Annotated in this window: 12 protein-coding genes; 7 read left to right on the top strand and 5 right to left on the bottom strand. The window is 40.7% G+C overall.

What is annotated here, in order from left to right; genetic code table 11:
• The first annotated feature begins 33 nt into the window (after nucleotides 1-33).
• The 7 genes from JIG37_RS12795 (at nucleotide 34) to JIG37_RS12765 (ending at nucleotide 12567) form a co-directional block, all read left to right on the top strand.
• Entirely contained in the window at nucleotides 34-2409 is a 2376-nt protein-coding gene (locus JIG37_RS12795; RefSeq protein ID WP_199529508.1) for a diguanylate cyclase, read from the top strand.
• A gap of 130 nt (nucleotides 2410-2539) precedes the next feature.
• The gene (locus tag JIG37_RS12790) at nucleotides 2540-4222 is read left to right on the top strand and encodes a chloride channel protein (RefSeq protein ID WP_138601775.1); all 1683 of its coding nucleotides are present in this window, start codon (nucleotides 2540-2542) and stop codon (nucleotides 4220-4222) included.
• A gap of 20 nt (nucleotides 4223-4242) precedes the next feature.
• Complete coding sequence (locus tag JIG37_RS12785; RefSeq protein ID WP_054554266.1) at nucleotides 4243-4677, top strand: CopD family protein; 435 nt, start codon at nucleotides 4243-4245, stop codon at nucleotides 4675-4677.
• Between the two features lie 104 nt (nucleotides 4678-4781).
• Nucleotides 4782-5798: an aspartate carbamoyltransferase gene (locus JIG37_RS12780; protein WP_054554265.1), complete on the top strand. Its 1017-nt coding sequence runs from the start codon at nucleotides 4782-4784 to the stop codon at nucleotides 5796-5798.
• Between the two features lie 72 nt (nucleotides 5799-5870).
• Complete coding sequence (gene hemL, locus JIG37_RS12775) at nucleotides 5871-7151, top strand: glutamate-1-semialdehyde 2,1-aminomutase (protein ID WP_138601779.1); 1281 nt, start codon at nucleotides 5871-5873, stop codon at nucleotides 7149-7151.
• 488 nt (nucleotides 7152-7639) lie between these two features.
• Nucleotides 7640-10567 (top strand): TonB-dependent receptor, encoded by a 2928-nt coding sequence (locus tag JIG37_RS12770; protein WP_138618081.1) that lies wholly within the window; start codon nucleotides 7640-7642, stop codon nucleotides 10565-10567.
• A 161-nt stretch (nucleotides 10568-10728) separates the two neighbouring features.
• A complete protein-coding gene (locus tag JIG37_RS12765; RefSeq protein WP_199529507.1) occupies nucleotides 10729-12567 on the top strand; it encodes a methyl-accepting chemotaxis protein in 1839 nt (612 codons plus the stop codon).
• Here the strand turns inward: JIG37_RS12765 and mrcB are convergent.
• The 5 genes from mrcB to JIG37_RS12740 all read right to left on the bottom strand — a co-directional run bounded on the left by mrcB (nucleotide 12551) and on the right by JIG37_RS12740 (nucleotide 18277).
• Complete coding sequence (gene mrcB / locus JIG37_RS12760) at nucleotides 12551-14875, bottom strand: penicillin-binding protein 1B (RefSeq protein WP_138618085.1); 2325 nt, start codon at nucleotides 14873-14875, stop codon at nucleotides 12551-12553. The genes JIG37_RS12765 and mrcB overlap by 17 nt on opposite strands.
• 91 nt (nucleotides 14876-14966) lie before the next feature.
• On the bottom strand, nucleotides 14967-15128 hold the full coding sequence (locus tag JIG37_RS12755; protein ID WP_082401591.1) for a YqaE/Pmp3 family membrane protein: 162 nt from the start codon (nucleotides 15126-15128) through the stop codon (nucleotides 14967-14969).
• A gap of 160 nt (nucleotides 15129-15288) precedes the next feature.
• The gene (locus tag JIG37_RS12750) at nucleotides 15289-16518 is read right to left on the bottom strand and encodes an ammonium transporter (RefSeq protein WP_054554261.1); all 1230 of its coding nucleotides are present in this window, start codon (nucleotides 16516-16518) and stop codon (nucleotides 15289-15291) included.
• Between the two features lie 9 nt (nucleotides 16519-16527).
• A complete protein-coding gene (locus tag JIG37_RS12745; protein WP_054554260.1) occupies nucleotides 16528-16866 on the bottom strand; it encodes a P-II family nitrogen regulator in 339 nt (112 codons plus the stop codon).
• A 181-nt stretch (nucleotides 16867-17047) separates the two neighbouring features.
• Nucleotides 17048-18277 (bottom strand): diguanylate cyclase, encoded by a 1230-nt coding sequence (locus tag JIG37_RS12740; RefSeq protein ID WP_054554259.1) that lies wholly within the window; start codon nucleotides 18275-18277, stop codon nucleotides 17048-17050.
• Nucleotides 18278-18478: the final 201 nt, after the last annotated feature.

Here is an 18478-nt window from a genome sequence, read left to right as displayed (position 1 = left end):
CATGTAAAAGTTATGCGATGAGGGACCATCACAGTGATAGATCATTTAAAGCTGCATTTCATTAGTCCAAGCTTAACTAGCTCGCAAACAATCCCTGCGCAGTACGATAGTTTACTCGTTTGCTTATCCGTACTTACTGCGGTCTTTGCTTCTTACATTTCATTTTTACTATCAGCAAAAATTAAAAGCTCTCAATTAAAAAATGAAAGCCTTGTATGGACTTTGTTAGCATCGTGCTTTTTAGGTATTGGTATCTGGGGTATGCATTTTGTAGGTATGCTCGCCTATAAACTTCCTATCGCTGTTGAATACAACATCACGGTCACTTTGATCTCTATTTTGCCAAGCGTTTTTGCAAGTTATATTGTTCTTTCCCCCACTATTGGGCGTGGCAAAGGGCTAGTTTTTCGAAGTGTACTTATGGGGGCTGGTATTGGTTGTATGCACTTTATTGGCATGATGGCAATGATGATGCCAGCCCACATGGCCTATGAACCTTGGTTATTTTCATTATCGATTTTAGTCGCAATTGTTCTTTCTGGCATTGCACTATGGATTAATGATTTTAGAAATGAGCGTGAGGTAAACCAAACACGTATAAACATTCTCGTTGCAGTCATTATGGGGAGTGCTATTTCAAGCATGCACTACATTGGTATGATTTCAATGACTGTATTTGAGACAGATTATACCATTTATACATCTGGCCATGATAACGCTGCGCTTGCAAAATTAATTATATCCGTCTTATTAGCCCTAAGTCTGTTTGTATTAGGAATTGTCGAACTTAGAGCACGAAGTTTACTATCAGCCAAACTTGAAGCCGTGCTGAATACAGTTCAAGATGTCGTTATTAGCTTTAATAATGTAGGAGTAATTGAATTCGCTAACCCAGCAGTTCTTCCTGTTTTTGGCTATGAACCAACCCACCTAATCGGTAAACATATCCACACTTTAATCCCAAAACAATCATCGCAGTTAGATGAGATATTCTGCGACCCACAGCAAAAAAAAGAAAACGTGAGTACAAATAAGAGCCGCCTATTAAAGGGGTTACGTAAAGATAAATGCTACTTTCCTATCACTCTCACAATTAGCTCCATTGGCAAAAAAGAAGCAGGCTCTTACGTTGCAACTATTAAAGACCTAAGCGACATTCAAAACCAAGAAGCGTTTACACAAACAATTTTCGATAACTTACCTATTATGCTGTTCGTAAAAGAGGCCGAGCATCTAACATTTAGCCATGTCAATAAAGCAGGTGAGCAACTTTTAGGTAAAACTAAAGAGCAACTCATTGGCTTAAATGACTTTGATATTTTTAGCGATGAGGACGCCGTGAATTTTATTCAAACAGATAGGGATGTACTAAAAAGTAACGAAACACTTTTTGTAACTGAGAAGCCTATGACCATAAATGGTCGAACGCATTATCTTCGAACCAGAAAGCTCGCAATTAGAGACGCTCAAGGAAAAGCTCGCTACTTACTGGATGTATCTGAAGATGTTACTGAATTAAAACAAGCAAAAACAGATCTTGAGAACTTACATCAACGGATGTCAATGGCTGCAGATGCAGCACACATTGGAATTTGGGAGTGGAACTTTGAAACCAATGAATTAATCTGGGATGACTGGATGCATACCTTGTTCGAAATTCCAAAAACATCTTTTAAAGGCAATTACTCAACATGGGCGAGCACCTTACACCCAGATGATTATGAGGACGTTACAAATAAGCTCAAGCTTTCGATACTAAACAATGAAGAATTTCATGCTGAGTTTCGTATCGTTTTATCTTCTGGCAGAACTCGCTATATCAATGCCGACGGAAGAATCTACGGAAAACGGATGATCGGCGTCAATTTTGATATTACCAAGCGGGTTTTGGCTGAGCAACAGATACGAATGTTGGCACAAACAGATCATCTTACCGGTCTTGCAAATAGAAGCGCTTTAAGTAAGTTTATTAATCATGAGTTTGACCGTGTTGAACGCACAGGTGGTAAGGTTGGTTGTTTATACTTTGACCTTGACAAATTTAAGCCCATCAATGACACCCATGGTCATTTAGTTGGTGATTTCGTGCTTGTTGAAATTGCTAAACGGTTACTTGAAACAGCCCGAAAAACAGATTGTGTTGCACGCATTGGGGGTGATGAATTTGTCATCGTCATTACTGATATAGAAAATCAAAATCAGATTGAGCGAGCTCTAACACGTTTTATTAACTCAATATCAACGCCAATTGCATCTGAGGTGGGTTATTTAAATGTAGGCGCAAGTGTTGGTTATGCTTTATATCCTGATGATGCAAAATCACTTGATGACTTATTAAATAAAGCTGATGAGCGCATGTACAAGCAAAAACATAACTCTCCTATGACAGTGATAAGTATGCAACCATAACCTTGGCTCAGTCATTAAATATTATAATCAGCTCGATTTTCCCAAAAAGAAGATAAAAATATAAAATGCCAACGACTTAGTGAGTTTGATTTGGTAAACTGCGGCTCAAAAGTGCTGTGAGGAAATATGCGTGTGGCTTGAGAGACTAAGACGTCGACTAGCAAAGCCTAAAACATCTGTGCAATTGTGCTTACTTGGTGTGAGTGCAGGGTTAATTGCGGCAGTGCTGATCATATTCTTTCGCCTTACGATCATGTTTTTCCAGAGCTTATTCTTAGAAAAGCCTGATGACTTTTCTACGCTTCCTACTCTTGAACGTGTTTTATTACCAGTCGGCGCAGCCTTATTAATTGCCCTTTTTGCAGCTTCAACTGGATTTAAACATTATCGACTTGGTATTCCATTTGTCATTCATCGAATAAAAAAATACTACGGTCATATGCCACTCTATAACACGGTTAACCAATTTGTTGGTGGTGCTTTAGCCTTGATCAGTGGTTTTTCGGTGGGCCGAGAAGGCCCGTCGGTACATATGGGTGCAACAGGTGCCAGTTTACTGGCCGATAAACTACACCTTCCACACAATGCAATGCGTACCCTCACCGGTTGTGGCGTTGCAGCCGGAATTGCAGCCTCATTTAACACCCCACTTGCAGCCGTTATCTTTGTTATGGAGGTGGTGCTTAGGGAATATAAAGTGCATATTTTTGTGCCCATTATGCTCGCTGCGGTTACTGGTGCTTTAGCCACTCAGTTTGTATTTGGTGATGCTTCAGAGCTTGCGCTTATCACCATGAACCCATTGAGTGGCTGGCATTACCCATTTTTAATCATATTTGGTATGGCACTAGGGGCTGTTGCCTATGCGTTTAACCAAAACTTGATGCTTATAATCCGCACTTTTAAACCGCTTAGCATGTTTCCTCGCCTATTACTGGCAGGGTTAATTGCAGGGTTAATTGCTTATATGGTTCCTCATGCAATGGGTTCAGGTATGAGCGCCATCACTATTGCTATTGAATCACCAGATGATGTGCAGTTTTTAACAACCATCTTGATTGCCAAATTACTCGCCACCTTATTTGCCATTGGTTTAGGTATTCCAGGTGGGATCATCGGCCCTGTTATTGGGCTTGGGGTATTAATGGGCACCTTAATGGCCTTCTTTGCGCAGTTTATTAGCCCAGGAGTAGATATCACAGGTACCTACAGCATGCTTGGCATGGCAGGGTTATTGGCCGCTACATTACACGCACCACTTGCTGCACTCACTACGGTTATGGAGTTAACCTCAAGCCCCGAGATCATTGTGCCAGCCATGTTGGTGATCTCAACGGCTTATGTCACAGCATTACAGTTTTTTGGTAACCGCTCTATTTTTATGCAGCAACTTGACTTCCAAGGGCTTGAGTATCAAATATCGCCTGCCACAGAAGCATTACAAAAAGTGGGCGTGATGGATGAAATGGATGAGCAGTTCAAACTGCTTTACAGTGACGACAAACAACAAATTAAAGAATCGCTCGATGCCCTTGATAGCCAAACCCCGCTGATTGTTCATGATGAAGAGAATGGCTATCGTCTTGCTGAATATGATTTAAGTTTGATGTCTGACCAAGAAAGTAACATCAAATATGTCAGCCTTGCCGGCCTTAGTAGCCAAGCAACATTAGCCGATGCTTTTGACTTACTAAAAGATAAACGCAGCGGTGCGGTGTATATTTACAACCTACTTGATAACCAACAGATTATGGGCCTTTTGCGTTGGGACCAAATCAGACATATTCTTACCATACGCAATAGTTTGTTATAACAATTAAAATGGATGCTTAAATGACTGCGCTATTAGTTTATAAAACCTTCCACGTATTTTTTATGATTGCTTGGTTTGCCGGTATTTTTTACCTGCCACGTCTTTTTGTTTACCACGCAATGAGTGAAGAAAAAGCCTGTAACTCAATGCTGAAAGTAATGGAACGCCGCTTACTGTTTTTTGTGACGCCGTTTGCCGTTTTAACATTGGTTTTTGGCTTACTGACCATTTTTGAATATGGTCGTGATTGGTTTAGATACAGCATGTGGCTGCACTACAAACTGGTGTTAGTAATTATCCTTTATATTTATCATGGCTATTGCTTTAAATTACTGGCTGACTTTAAGCATGATCGCAATACTCGTAGCGATCGCTTTTACCGTATTTTTAATGAAGTTCCGGTACTCATCCTTTTAGCTATAGTGGCACTGGCAATTATTAAACCTAACTTATAATTTGCTGCTGTGAACGCTAAAAATTTGCTATAGTACTGCGCAAATTTATGCGGCCTCCCATACCGAGTGCCAGCGCCCTATAAATGTGATTAGGAACAACCCCCATGCTAAGTTTCCAAGGTGAAAATATCCTGTCGGTCAATCAGCTTGACCGAGATTGTATTGAACGTATTTTTGCAGTTGCTAAGAAAATGGAGCCTTATGCTAAAAAGCAAAAGCGCACCAATGTTTTAGAGGGCGCAATTTTAGCGAACTTGTTCTTTGAACCAAGCACGCGTACTCGCGTAAGTTTTGGTACAGCATTTAACTTACTAGGTGGTTTGGTTCGTGAAACAACGGGTATGCAAAGCTCGGCGCTTGCAAAAGGTGAATCGTTATATGATACCGCTCGCGTTATCTCAGCGTATGCAGATGCAGTCGCAATGCGCCACCCTGACGCAGGCTCTGTTGCTGAGTTTGCCACCGGGTGTGACGTGCCAGTGATTAATGGCGGTGACGGCCCAAATGAGCACCCAACACAAGCCCTACTGGACTTACTAACAATTGAGCGTGAACTAGGTCGCTTCAACCAAAGCATCGACGGTATGCACATTGCCCTAGTAGGTGATTTAAAATACGGCCGTACTGTGCACTCTTTATCTAAATTACTTTGTCATTATAAAGACGTTAAGTTCTCTATGGTGGCACCTGATGGCTTACAAATGCCAGACTACATTTTAGATGCTGTAGATAACGCAGGTCATAAAATTCAAGTAGTCGATAAGATGGAAGGCAACTTGGCGGCCGATATTGTGTATCAAACCCGTATCCAAGAAGAACGCTTCCCTTCACAAGAAGAAGCTAACAAATACCGTGGTGGTTTCCGTATCAGCCAAGCAATTTACAACGCACACTGTAAGCCAAACTCAGTATTGATGCACCCACTCCCTCGTGACAGCCGTTTAGAGGCAAACGAGCTAGATAACGATTTAAATAGCAACGACAACCTAGCAATTTTCCGCCAAGTGCAAAATGGCGTGTTAATTCGCATGGCGTTGTTTGCTCTAACCTTAGATGTTGCCGACAAAGTTGAGCAATATGAAGTCGACGTGCCTTGGTTTAGCCGTAAACGTAATAGCTAACTTGCTTCGTTTTGGGCTCTTTGAGCCCTCGCAAACCAACTCATTTAACGTGACAACCCAATAGGACTATTCATGACAATTAGCCAAGATCTTTTTAATCGCGCGCAAGAATCAATCCCAGGCGGTGTTAACTCACCAGTTCGTGCCTTCAATGGCGTTGGCGGTACTCCTTTATTCATCACTAAAGCTGAAGGCCCTTTTACCTTTGATGCTGATGGTAACCGTTATATCGATTACGTTGGTTCATGGGGACCCATGATCATGGGCCATAACCACCCAGCTATTAAGCAAGCGGTATTAGAAGCCGTTGAAAATGGCCTAAGCTATGGTGCGCCAACCGAAACTGAAATCTTAATGGCCGAAAAAGTAAAAGAGCTAGTACCATCAATCGAAAAAGTACGTATGGTAAGCTCAGGTACTGAAGCTACAATGAGTGCGATTCGCTTAGCACGTGGTTTCACTGGCCGTGACAAAATCTTAAAGTTTGAAGGCTGTTACCACGGTCATGCAGACTCACTACTAGTAAAAGCAGGCTCAGGCGCACTGACTATGGGTGTACCAAACTCACCAGGTATTCCTGAAGACTTTGCTAAGCACACATTAACTGTGTCGTTTAATAACCTTGATGAAGTAAAAGCAATTTTCGCAAAATATGCTGACGACATCGCTTGTATCATCGTTGAGCCAGTTGCTGGCAACATGAACTGTATTCCACCTGTACCAGGCTTCTTAGAAGGTCTGCGTGAGGTGTGTGATGAATACAAATCTGTGCTTATTTTTGATGAAGTAATGACAGGTTTCCGTGTTGCTTTAGGTGGCGCACAAGCTTACTACAACATCAAACCAGACCTAACCTGTTTAGGTAAAGTGATCGGTGGCGGTATGCCTGTGGGTGCATTTGGCGGTAAGAAAGAAATCATGGATTACATCGCACCTGTTGGTCCAGTTTATCAAGCGGGCACATTATCAGGTAACCCAATTGCCATGGCTGCCGGTTTAAAATCTTTAGAACTTTTAAGTGCTGACGGCCTGCACGACGAGCTTGAAGCAAAGAGCAAAGCAATTTGTGAAGGCTTTGAAGCCGCTGCGAAAAAAGCAGGTATTGCACTTACAACAAACTACGCAGGTGGTATGTACGGTTTCTTCTTTACTGATAAAGAAAAAGTAACTAGCTACCAACAAGCGACTGAGTGTGATTTAGAACGCTTCAAAAAGTTCTTCCACTTAATGCTAGAAGAAGGTGTTTATCTCGCTCCTTCGGCGTTTGAAGCAGGCTTTGTGTGCGCTGAACACTCTGAAAAAGAGATCAACGACACCATTGCAGCCGCAGAGCGCGCATTCGCGAAGCTTTAATCTAAAAAATAAAATAGGTCACTTTAATCGGTGGCCTATACTTCGATGCCCCAAAATATAATACAAATACATCCCCACCAGAAAATAAAAACCAATAAAATATTACAATTCAAACATCATTTATACAAAGTAAGTATTTCATTAGTGCATTTTTATTTTCATTGTAACTAAACACACATAAAACCATCCCAACCCACTGTTTTAAAATAATTAAACTTAACATTAAAAAACCTTAACTCAATTACACTTAATTACAATTGTTTTATTTTTGTTTATTAAAATGATTTAAACTTGAATTTAGATCGTTCCAAGGCGTTTTTATGTTGTTTTATCGTATTTATAACATAAATAATTGATTAGTATGTTCCTGCTGTGTTACCAATTTGTTTCACCCTTTATTTAAAGGTAAAAACCTTAGAAAAATAAATGCAAGGTGTGAAGGTTATTAACAAATAACAACAAATCTAAAATTTCACAGGGAAAGCTCAATGAAAAACAACTTTTCAAAAACATTTAAGCGTTCGTTTACAGCTGCAGCTGTTGCTATGACCTTAAGTGCAGCTATGCCAGCCTTGGCTGACAATGTTAATGGGGCAATCAAAGGTAATCTCATTACTCAGTCTGGCGTTTCTTTAGCAGGCGCAACAATCACTATTACTGATAAAACAAAAGGTTATGAAAAAACTCTCATTGCAGATGCAAATGGTCAGTTTAACCTTAATCAAGTGCCTGTTGGTAAATATGACATAACCGTTTCACAAGCCGGTTTTGAAAAAGCACAGATCAACGATGTAATTATCGGTGTCGGTAAAACTGCACTTCTCGAAATTCCACTAGTTGAAGGTAATATTGAACGAATTGCAGTTGTTGGTGGCGCAATTCGTGCTGTTGACGTTTCAGTTACTGAATCATCTTTAAATATTAGTTCAGAAGAGCTTGAATTATTACCAGTTGCTCGCTCATTAACATCGGTTGCTTTACTAGCGCCTGGCGCAACTGAAGGTGATAGTCGATTTGGCGATCAAGCATCTTTTGGTGGCTCATCTGTTGCTGAAAATGCTTATTACGTAAATGGTCTGAATATGACTAACTTCCGTAATGGCTTAGGCGGCGCAACAATCCCATTCTCTGCATATGATAGCTTCCAAGTAAAAACGGGTGGGTACTCATCTGAGTTTGGTCGAACGACTGGTGGCCTTATTTCTGCAGTTACAAAGTCAGGTACTAATGACTTTCACTTTGGTGTTGAATCTATTTACTCGCCTGACTCATTGAGAGAACAGTCTCCAAACTCAGTTTACTTACAAAATGATCGTTGTGAGGCTGAAGATGGTCACTGTATTGGAGATTTATATGTCAATAACCAAGATGACTATGTAAACTCATTTGAGACAAATATTTATGCCTCTGGTGCGTTAATTGAAGATACGCTTTTCTTCTATGGTATTTATACATTCCGTGATAATGAAGAAGAATATGGTAACGCTTCTCAAACCTCTTTAACAAAAGAAAAAGATGACGACCCTTATTATCTAGCACGTATTGACTGGAACATTAATGAGGATCATCAATTGATGCTTTGGGGTTTTAGTGATGAGCGTACATATTCTGAGAGTACAATCGAAGACCTGAATGGCACTGGTAATTACACATTAGATGGTGGTACAGCTTACCACAAACGCGGCGGTGAAAGTTTTGCAGTTCGTTATACAGGTAACCTGACTGATGATTTAAGCATGTCTGCTATGTACGGTGAAGTTAAATTCTCAGAAACAGACTACTCTGACTTTGATGACTGTCCTACCGGCTATGACGCAGACTTAGGTGTTGATACTACTTGTTATGTAAACTTCACTGTAGGCGCTAATGAAGATAAGCGCGAGCAATTGCGCGTTGATTTTGATTGGTACTTAAATGATGAGCATACACTAAGATTTGGTTATGACTCAGAAACCAACACATCAGATGCAACGACAATTAACTCGGGTGGTATTTACTACTACTATAGAACATACGAAGAAGGTGCTCGTCTTCCTAATGGTTATGTCCTTCCTGAAGAAATGAAAACAACTCGTGTTCGTGACTATAAAAATGGCGGTGCATTCGAAGTTGAAAACTGGGCGATTTATATTGAAGACCAATGGGCTGTTACTGATACCCTAACACTAACTTTAGGTCTACGTAATGACAGCTTCACAAACTACAATGCGGATGGCGATGAATTTGTATCTATTGATAATCAAATTGCGCCAAGATTAGGTGCATCTTGGGATATAAATGGTGACGGTGACAGTAAATTATTCGTTACTGCAGGTCGCTATTACTTACCTGTCGCTGCAAATACGAATATTCGTCTTGCAGGTGCCGAAACTTATATCCACACGTGGTATGAGTATGAGGGTCTTAATGCTGACGGTACTCCTGTAGGTTTGAGCAATCAATTAGGTGATATCGCTATTTCAAATGGTGGTGACGGGACAGCAAAACCTTCAAATACTCTTGCAGATAAAGATCTTGAGCCTATGTACAATGATGAAATTATTGTTGGTTATCAAGCAGCGATTAATGATGACTGGTCTTGGAGCATCAAAGGTACATATCGCACACTAGGCAATCAAATTGATGATGGCTCATATATCTTTACTGATGAAGATGGAGAGTACCTTGGTGAAAACTGGTTCTTATTTAACCCAGGTAATGGCGCAACATTTAACTTCGATCTAGATGGTGACGGTGTAACTGAAGAGTATAGCTTCACAGCTGAAGAGCTAGGTTACCCTGAAGCTAAACGTCGTTACGCTGCCATTGACCTTTCAATTGAGAAGAGCTGGGATAAAGTTTGGTCATTAAAAGCCCTATATACTTGGTCTCATAACTACGGTAACACAGAAGGATTTGTTAAATCTGATAACGGTCAAGATGATGCAGGTTTAACACAAGACTGGGATTACCCTTATCTTATGGATGGTGCTAACGGTAACTTACCAGCGGACCGTCGCCACAATATTAAAGTTTACGGTGCATATGCAGTTACTGAAGACTTCTTAATAGGTGCAAACTTAAATGTTGCTTCAGGTCGTCCTTGGACAGCGTTAGGTGCAGGGTATACACCAGACCCAGACAAATATTCTTATGGCGACACCTATTATGTAGGCGATCAACGCTACCCTCGCGGCAGCATGGGAACAACTCCCTGGACAGCTCGATTAGATCTTAACTTTACGTACAACTTGCATTTCAATGATCAAAAAGTACGCTTCGCATTAGATATTTTCAATGTATTTGATGCATCTACAGCAACTCGTTATGACGAAGTTGCTGAAGTGGCGGCTGGTGATGATAGTGCAACATTTGGCTTAGCGCAAAGTTATCAATCTCCTCGTCGAGTCCAACTATCTGCTTCTTACGACTTTTAATTTCGATTAAATTAGTAAGAAAAGCAATGACTCTAAAAGCCTCTTTATGAGGCTTTTATTTAAGTAACAACCACTTCAACAATTACTTTCTAACTTTATTGAATAATATGTGCCCCAAACTCGGTCTATCTAGTTTCGACTGACAATGTTTCGAGGCAACTATGAATAGACTCATAATACCTGCTGTTAATTTAATGGCACAACTTAAGTACAAACATAAAATTACTTTATTGTTTAGTTTATTAGTTTTTCCTCTGTGTCTGAGCTTATTTTTTCTAATCAGTCTGTTAAATGAAAATATCCAAGTTTCAAAACAACAATACAAAGGCATCAGTAGTTACCGCTTGCTGTTATCGTATCTTGTCGATAACAAGCAACAAGCCATGCTGAATTCCGCCCAAACTTTAGGTTATGCTCACAATGCATCGAGTGAAGAAAACATACTTGAAACAGTATCAATTGAGTCGCAATTAGCTGTTAGTCAAAACCTCACCATTAATTACTTAAATCGTACTTTAGTCACCCATTTGCCTAACTTGATTTACCATCTTAATAGCACCTACCAAAGTGCTGAAAAAGTATTAAATCAAGGTAAGTTTACGCCAGAAAGCTTTATTGCTTTATCAAACCAAATTAAAGCGATGCCCCAGTTATCTGGGCAATTTAAAGATGCGTTATCCATCGCCTTCCAACAAGACAATAAAATAAAAGAGCAACTATCTCCTAGTGCTGAAACATTACTAGAAAACATATCTCAGTTTTCGCAACAAGTTAACCAAAGGCTGTTGGAGCCTGATACGATAGAATTAAGCAAAGCACAATTTTTGAGCCTTAAAGCGAATTTAAACCAAAGTATAGATGAGTACATTGCTGACACTGAGCCTGCCCTTACGAGTATCATTAGTTATAAGCTAAACAATGAACAATTCATTTTGTACCTTGTTATCGCTGCTGCTCTATTATCTTTAATAATAGCCAGTTACTTGATGCTTGGATTTTATCGCTTAGTAGTTGATACCCTAAAACTTTTTTCAGAAACCGCTAACAGTGCCGCGCAAGGTAATATCTCTGCGCGTTTAAAGTTAACAGGTAAAGATGAGTTAACCTCAATAGGAAAAGAGTTTAATCATGTATTGGCATCATTTTCTTTGATGGTAAATGAAGTCAAGCACACTACGAGCAGTGTAATAACAACCACAGATACAGTGACGAGTCACTCTGAAAAAACCAGTCAAGATGTACAAGTTCAGCAACAAAGTGTGTCAACTATTAGCCAAGCTTTATCAGAAATGAGCCAAGCTGCCGAACATGTCGAGGTGTCTGCCTCTCAAGCCGTTGATTTAGCTTCATCTGCAGCCAAAAAAGTACAAAAAGGTGCTGATGAAAGCGCACATTTAGCCACGCACATGAGTCATTTACAACAAGAGTTCAACGAGGGTCTTGCTGCCTTAGAGTTACTTGCTAAAGACAGCCAAGCGATTAGTAGCGTGAGTAATGGTATAAATGAAATTGCCGAGCAAACCAACCTACTAGCTTTGAATGCTGCGATAGAAGCAGCTAGAGCTGGTGAACAAGGCCGAGGCTTTGCGGTTGTTGCAGATGAAGTAAGAACCCTTGCAAAACGCACTCAACAACAAACTCATGAGATCCACCAAATTATTAATTCACTTCAATCCGCAACAAAGCTAACACAAGATAAAATGCAAGCAAGCGTAGAGAAGATGGAACAAGGTTCACAAAGTGCAGAGCACACTAAAAATAATTTATTAGCTGTCGCAGCATCAATGTCTGATATTGGCATGCAAGGAAAGCAAATAGCAGTTCAAGTCAATCAGCAAGGCACTGCAATTCAAAACGCTTTACACCACGCTGAAGATGTCAGTGAACTTGCCAGAGACACAGAGAAAAGCGCACTTATGGCAATGAATAGCGTACAAAATTTAGCTCAACTCTGTGTTGAGCTAAATGATTCAATGGCCAAGTTTAGCGCTGACAATTAGGTCTAGGCTCAAACTCGCTTGCACGTATGGGTAGCTGCACCACTTTGCCGCAACCCGGAGGCGCTTGCAGGCCGGTTTCTTCATTAATGAATGCCCAACGAATAGAAGCCGGACGAGTATCTGCTATAGCTTCAGGGTTGAGTGGTTTAAGGTAACGAATGTAGGCCTCTAGTGCGCCAACACTGCCTGTTAAACCTGTGCTCTTGTTATCGTCGCGGCCAATCCATGCAACGGTCACGGTGTTTTGGTCAAAACCGGCAAACCAGCTATCGCGTAATTCGTTACTGGTGCCTGTTTTACCGGCAAGCTGAATTGATGGGAAATGAGCATTTAGGCGTTTAGCCGTGCCATCTTTAGTCACGCGCTTCATTGCATACTTAGTCATGTAGATTGATGCGTCATCAAAGCGTTTTTGTGAGCTGACATCATGCTTGTAAAGCACTTTACCTACTGAGTCTGTAAGGGCTGAGATAGACGTTAATTCACGGTACTGACCATCAGCAGCAAGCGTTGTATAAAGCTGCGCTACTTCAAAACTTGAAAGCTCAAGTGCACCTAAAAGTAACGACGGATATTGATCAATACGCCCTTCTACACCTAAACGCTTCAAGGTATCAGCGACTTTATCAACTCCAACATCAAGACCCGTGTTAACGGCTGGGATATTAATACTGTTACTAAATGCTTTATAAAGAGGCATAGGGCCGCGGAACTGCTTGTCGAAGTTCTCAGGTTGCCACACTTTACCCTGCTCATTAGTCACTTGCAGCGGTGAGTCATCCACCAACGTGGCAACATTAAACTGACCACTTTCAAATGCCGATAAATAAACTGCTGGCTTAACTAATGAGCCAATATTACGTTTGGTATCAAGCACACGGTTAAAACCAAAATAACGTACGTCACGGCCTGCAACTAGCGCCGACACTCCACCTTTTTCGACATTAACAGAAATCATCGCTGCCTCAAGCTCTTCTGTTTTAGGGCGTCTTTCTAGATAAGGTAGACTTGCCTCAACAGACTCTTCCATGGCCGTTTGCTTTTGTAAGTCAAAATAAGTGAATACACGCACCCCAGCATCTAACACCTGCTGATCAGGTAGCAGGCGCTTTAATTCTCGGTTAACTAATTCTAAGTAACCCGGATACGACTTTTGCAAGCTGTCTTTCATTGGTGCAATATCAATAGGGCGCTTTAATGCTGCGCGGTACTCACGGGTATCAATTAGCTTGTTTTCAACCATTAAGCGCAGCACTAAATCACGGCGCTCCATTGCGCGCTCACTATAACGGCGCGGATTATAGTACGATGGCCCTTTTACCATAGCGACTAATAGCGCGATTTGGTCGTATTCAAGCTCATCCACAGGCTTTGAAAAATAAAACTCAGCGGCAAGGCCCATACCATGCACGCCTTGATTGTAAGACTGACCCAAATACACTTCATTCAGATAGGCTTCTAAAATTTCATCTTTGCTGTAGCGGTAATCTAATATCAAGGCAATAAGCGCTTCATTAAACTTACGCACCAGTGAACGCTCACGGGTAAGGTATATATTCTTTGCTAATTGCTGGGTTAAAGTACTGCCCCCTTGCACTGTACGTCCGGCTTTAATATTGCTGTATAAAGCGCGCATAATTGACCACACAGATACACCATGGTGTTGATAGAAATTGCGATCTTCAACCACCAGCAAGGTATCTTTTAGCATCGGCGGAAATTTATCAAGCGGTACAAACTCGCGGTCTTGTTTTGAATCATTACCAATGCGAGCTATTTGAACCGGCTCTAATCGAGCATTGTTTAAACGGCGGCCAAACTTATCTTTGATAGTTGCTAATTTCTGCCCTGAAAAACGCAGCTCAATAACGTGTGCATCTTCAAGGCCATCATAAAACTCAAACTCGCGACGGTACACTTTAATACTGTTAGCCGATTTAACATACTGACCTGTACGGCTTAGCTTGTTTACAGATGAGTAATTTAAACGGTTTAACTCCCAAATAACCTCTTGCTGAGACAAATACTGCCCGGGATAAAAGCTCATTGCGCGGGCATATACTTGTGCAGGTAACTGCCATTTATTGCCTTCAAATTGGCGAGTGATTTTTGCATCTAAATAAATTAGATACAGCACCATGGCAACTATTACTGCGAGTGAAAGCTTCCAAAAAATTGACCAAAGTTTTCTCAATAAACTTGTTTTAGCAGGCACTTGAGATGTGCGTGAGCGCTTAGTAGTAGTTTTTTTTGATGCCGCTTTAGGTTTGCTAGACGACTTTTTTGCAGGAGTTTTTTTATCAGCCATTGAGTTCGCTATTGGTCAGTTAATTTTACAGGATTAAGCCCTAAACAGCGCAATACTAACACCTGTAAAATTAACAGTCACTTAAACTCGACTAGCGTGTACACAACCAGAGTGAGTGGATCACAGCAGGTATAAAAAAGATAAAGCATAAAATAATGTTAATTACTAAGTCTTTACCAGCACCCGCTTTCAAAAATACCGCTACAGGTGGTAAAAACAGCGAAATAATTATAAGCAAGAGTTTGTTATCCATCGTTTTTCCTTATTAATTCAGAATTAAAAGCATAGTCAAAAAACGACTATTTCGCCTATCAGAAAAGACTTATTTAAACGCAAAAAAGCCCTACCTAAGTAGAGCTTCGATTTGAACACACAATGATATTTTTATGTGCGTGCTATTGCACGCACTAAGATTAGTTACTGCGAACTGAAACAAACTCAGGGTAAGCATCAATACCACAGTCATGTTGATCCATACCGTTTAGTTCTTCTTCTTCGGTAACACGGATACCCATGGTATTTTTCAGGATTGCCCATACGATTGATGACGCGATGAATACAAATCCTAAGATACATACTAAGCCAATTAATTGATTAACAAAGGTTGCATCAGAGTTTGAAAGTGGCACTAGCATAATACCTAATGCACCACACACACCGTGTACAGAGATAGCACCTACAGGGTCATCGATTTTCGCTTTATCAAGTGCAACGATGCTAAATACAACCAGTGAGCCACCTAATAGACCAAGTAAACAAGCAAGTAATGGTGTTGGTGATGCTGGCTCAGCAGTAATCGTTACCAGACCAGCTAATGCACCATTTAGAACCATTGTTAAGTCAGCTTTACCCCATAACACTTTACATACAAATAGTGCTGCGATTGCGCCACACGCTGCTGCTGCGTTAGTGTTTAAAAAGATTTTGCCAACTGCTGTTGCGTTTTCGGCATCAGAAACAAGTAGTTGCGAACCACCGTTGAAGCCGAACCAACCCATCCAAAGAATTAATGTACCCAATGTTGCTAACGGTAAGTTAGAACCAGGAATAGGGTAGATTTCACCATTTTTACCGTATTTACCTTTACGCGCACCTAAGAAAAGCACCCCTGCTAGCGCTGCCGCAGCACCTGCACCGTGAACGATTGCAGAACCAGCGAAGTCAACAAAGCCCATTTCTGATAAAAAGCCCGCGCCCCAAGTCCAGTAACCTTCGATTGGGTAGATGAAACCGGTTAAAATAACAGTAAAAATTAAGAATGCCCATAACTTCATACGCTCAGCAACCGCACCAGATACGATTGACATAGCTGTTGCTACAAACACAACTTGGAAGAAGAAATCAGACTCTAAAGAGTGATCAGCATCAGCAGCTTGCGTGCCGATTAATGCGCCAAATGAAGGGATGAAACCACCTTCTGCGTTATCAACATACATGATGTTGTAACCCACTAATAAAAACATAGTGCAAGCAATAGAAAATAGTGCAACGTTTTTAGTTAGAATTTCTGTAGTATTTTTTGCACGAACTAAACCTGCTTCAAGCATAGCGAAACCAGCCGCCATCCACATTACTAAAACACCCGACATCAAAAAGTAAAAAGTGTCGAGTGAGAACTTCAACTCTACGATAGTGTTTTCCATAATTCCCCCTTAAATTGCTTCTTCATCAAGTTCGCCCGTACGGATACGAACGATTTGGTCTAAGTCGTAAACAAAAATTTTGCCGTCACCAATTTTGCCTGTTGAAGCAATTTTTGTGATGGTTTCAACAACGCGTTGACAATTTTCGCTACGAGTTGCAATTTCAAGTTTGATCTTTGGAATAAAATCGACTTGGTATTCAGCTCCACGATATAGCTCAGTATGACCACGTTGACGGCCAAAGCCTTTAACGTCGACAACTGTCATCCCCTCAATGCCTAAATCAGCCAATGCTTCACGCACATCATCAAGTTTGAATGGCTTTATTATTGCACTAATCATTTTCATAGTGGCCCCCTTCGGACGCTTATTGTTATCCTGTTGACTTATACAATCCAACCTTTATGCCACTATTTTTTATTTAATCCTTTCAATAAGTTAAAAACAAAACTGCGCTTTTGAACAAAAAAAATGCACCCTAATGGTGCATTTTTTTAACAATTAACCTGCGCTGGTGCAATTAACACAACTATAGTTGAACTAAGCAATTTCGCGATTGCTGCTTGGCTTGATAAAGGGCTTTATCTGCGGTGCGCATTGCAGCTGTGAGGGATACTTTATGGAATTTTGTTATACCAATACTCATCGTTAATGAGTAAGGTTCACCATTAATTGAAAAGGCGTGCTCAGCTAACTGTTCACGAAACGTATTTAGCTTAGGCTGAGCCTTTTCGAGATCCATATTGTTTAATACTACAGCGAACTCTTCACCACCAATACGAGCAACTGTAAAATCATCAAACTTTCTTTTCAAAAATGAAGCTACTTGCTTTAATGCCTGATCACCCGCCTCGTGACCAAACTGATCATTGATATTCTTAAAAAAGTCGATATCAAGCAGGGCAAGCACGTTATCTTGCTCTACATTTTTTAATACTCTTTCAGCATATTGATAAAAATAACGTCGATTATGCAAACCAGTTAGATGATCGCGGTATGCACTTTCTTTTATATCGGCTATTAATGACAACTGCTCCATAGTTTGCATCACACGGCAATGAAACTCTTCGTTCATAAATGGCTTAGTTAAAAAGTCATTAGCTCCATATTTTATGAACCGCGCAGATAAACCATGCTTACCCGCACCTGATAGGCCAATTATTGCTAGGTCATCGCGGCCACGAAAGTTACGTACCGCTTTAACAAGCTCAAAGCCGTCCATTGTTGGCATCGCATAATCCGTTAGCAATAACTTAATTTCTGGGTCGTCTTTAAGCATTTGTAGTGCTTGCTCACCATCTTGCGCATCACTTACTTTGAAAAGCTGCTTTTCAAGCATTTGCTTCATCAAAGTACGACTTAACACCGAATCATCAGCCACTAACGCTTTACAACCATGATTTCTAAGCAATTGCGCAACAAGTTTAATCGCGTAGTGATATGAATCACGGTTGTCTTTAACTACGTAATCAACCACACCTAGTTCTAGCATTTGCTGACGAATGTATTCATCAATTTTAGATGTTAGCACCACGGTAGGAATATCTTTTGAGAGGGTATATCTGGCCACTTCGCCGTTCATCGCATCAGGTAATGTTAAATCAACCAAAGCTAATGTGTAGTCATGCTTAGCGATATAGTTTACGCCCTCTTTTAAGGACCACGCAAAGTCAACAGCTACATCAAGGTAGTGAGCTGCTAAATGCCGTAACACTTGCTGTACTACTTTACTGTCTTCTACAACTAACACTCTTTGCATTGCAACTTCTCTTTCTTAAGCTCGTGTATATACCCAAACCACCTCAAGGTGCGAGTTTCAGTTGGAATTAAAAGCGATTTAGGCAAGGCATTGATTGCAAGTAATAGTGGTTCTATTGTTAAAATCAATAACGCAGTATAAATCGCTTTTAAACCAACCCGTTGGGCGTTTCACAGGCACTTACTCTCATCGTTGTTACTT

Source organism: Pseudoalteromonas sp. bablab_jr010, assembly GCF_016464105.1.
Taxonomy (GTDB): domain Bacteria; phylum Pseudomonadota; class Gammaproteobacteria; order Enterobacterales; family Alteromonadaceae; genus Pseudoalteromonas; species Pseudoalteromonas simplex.
This window is presented reverse-complemented; position numbering and strand designations above follow the sequence as displayed.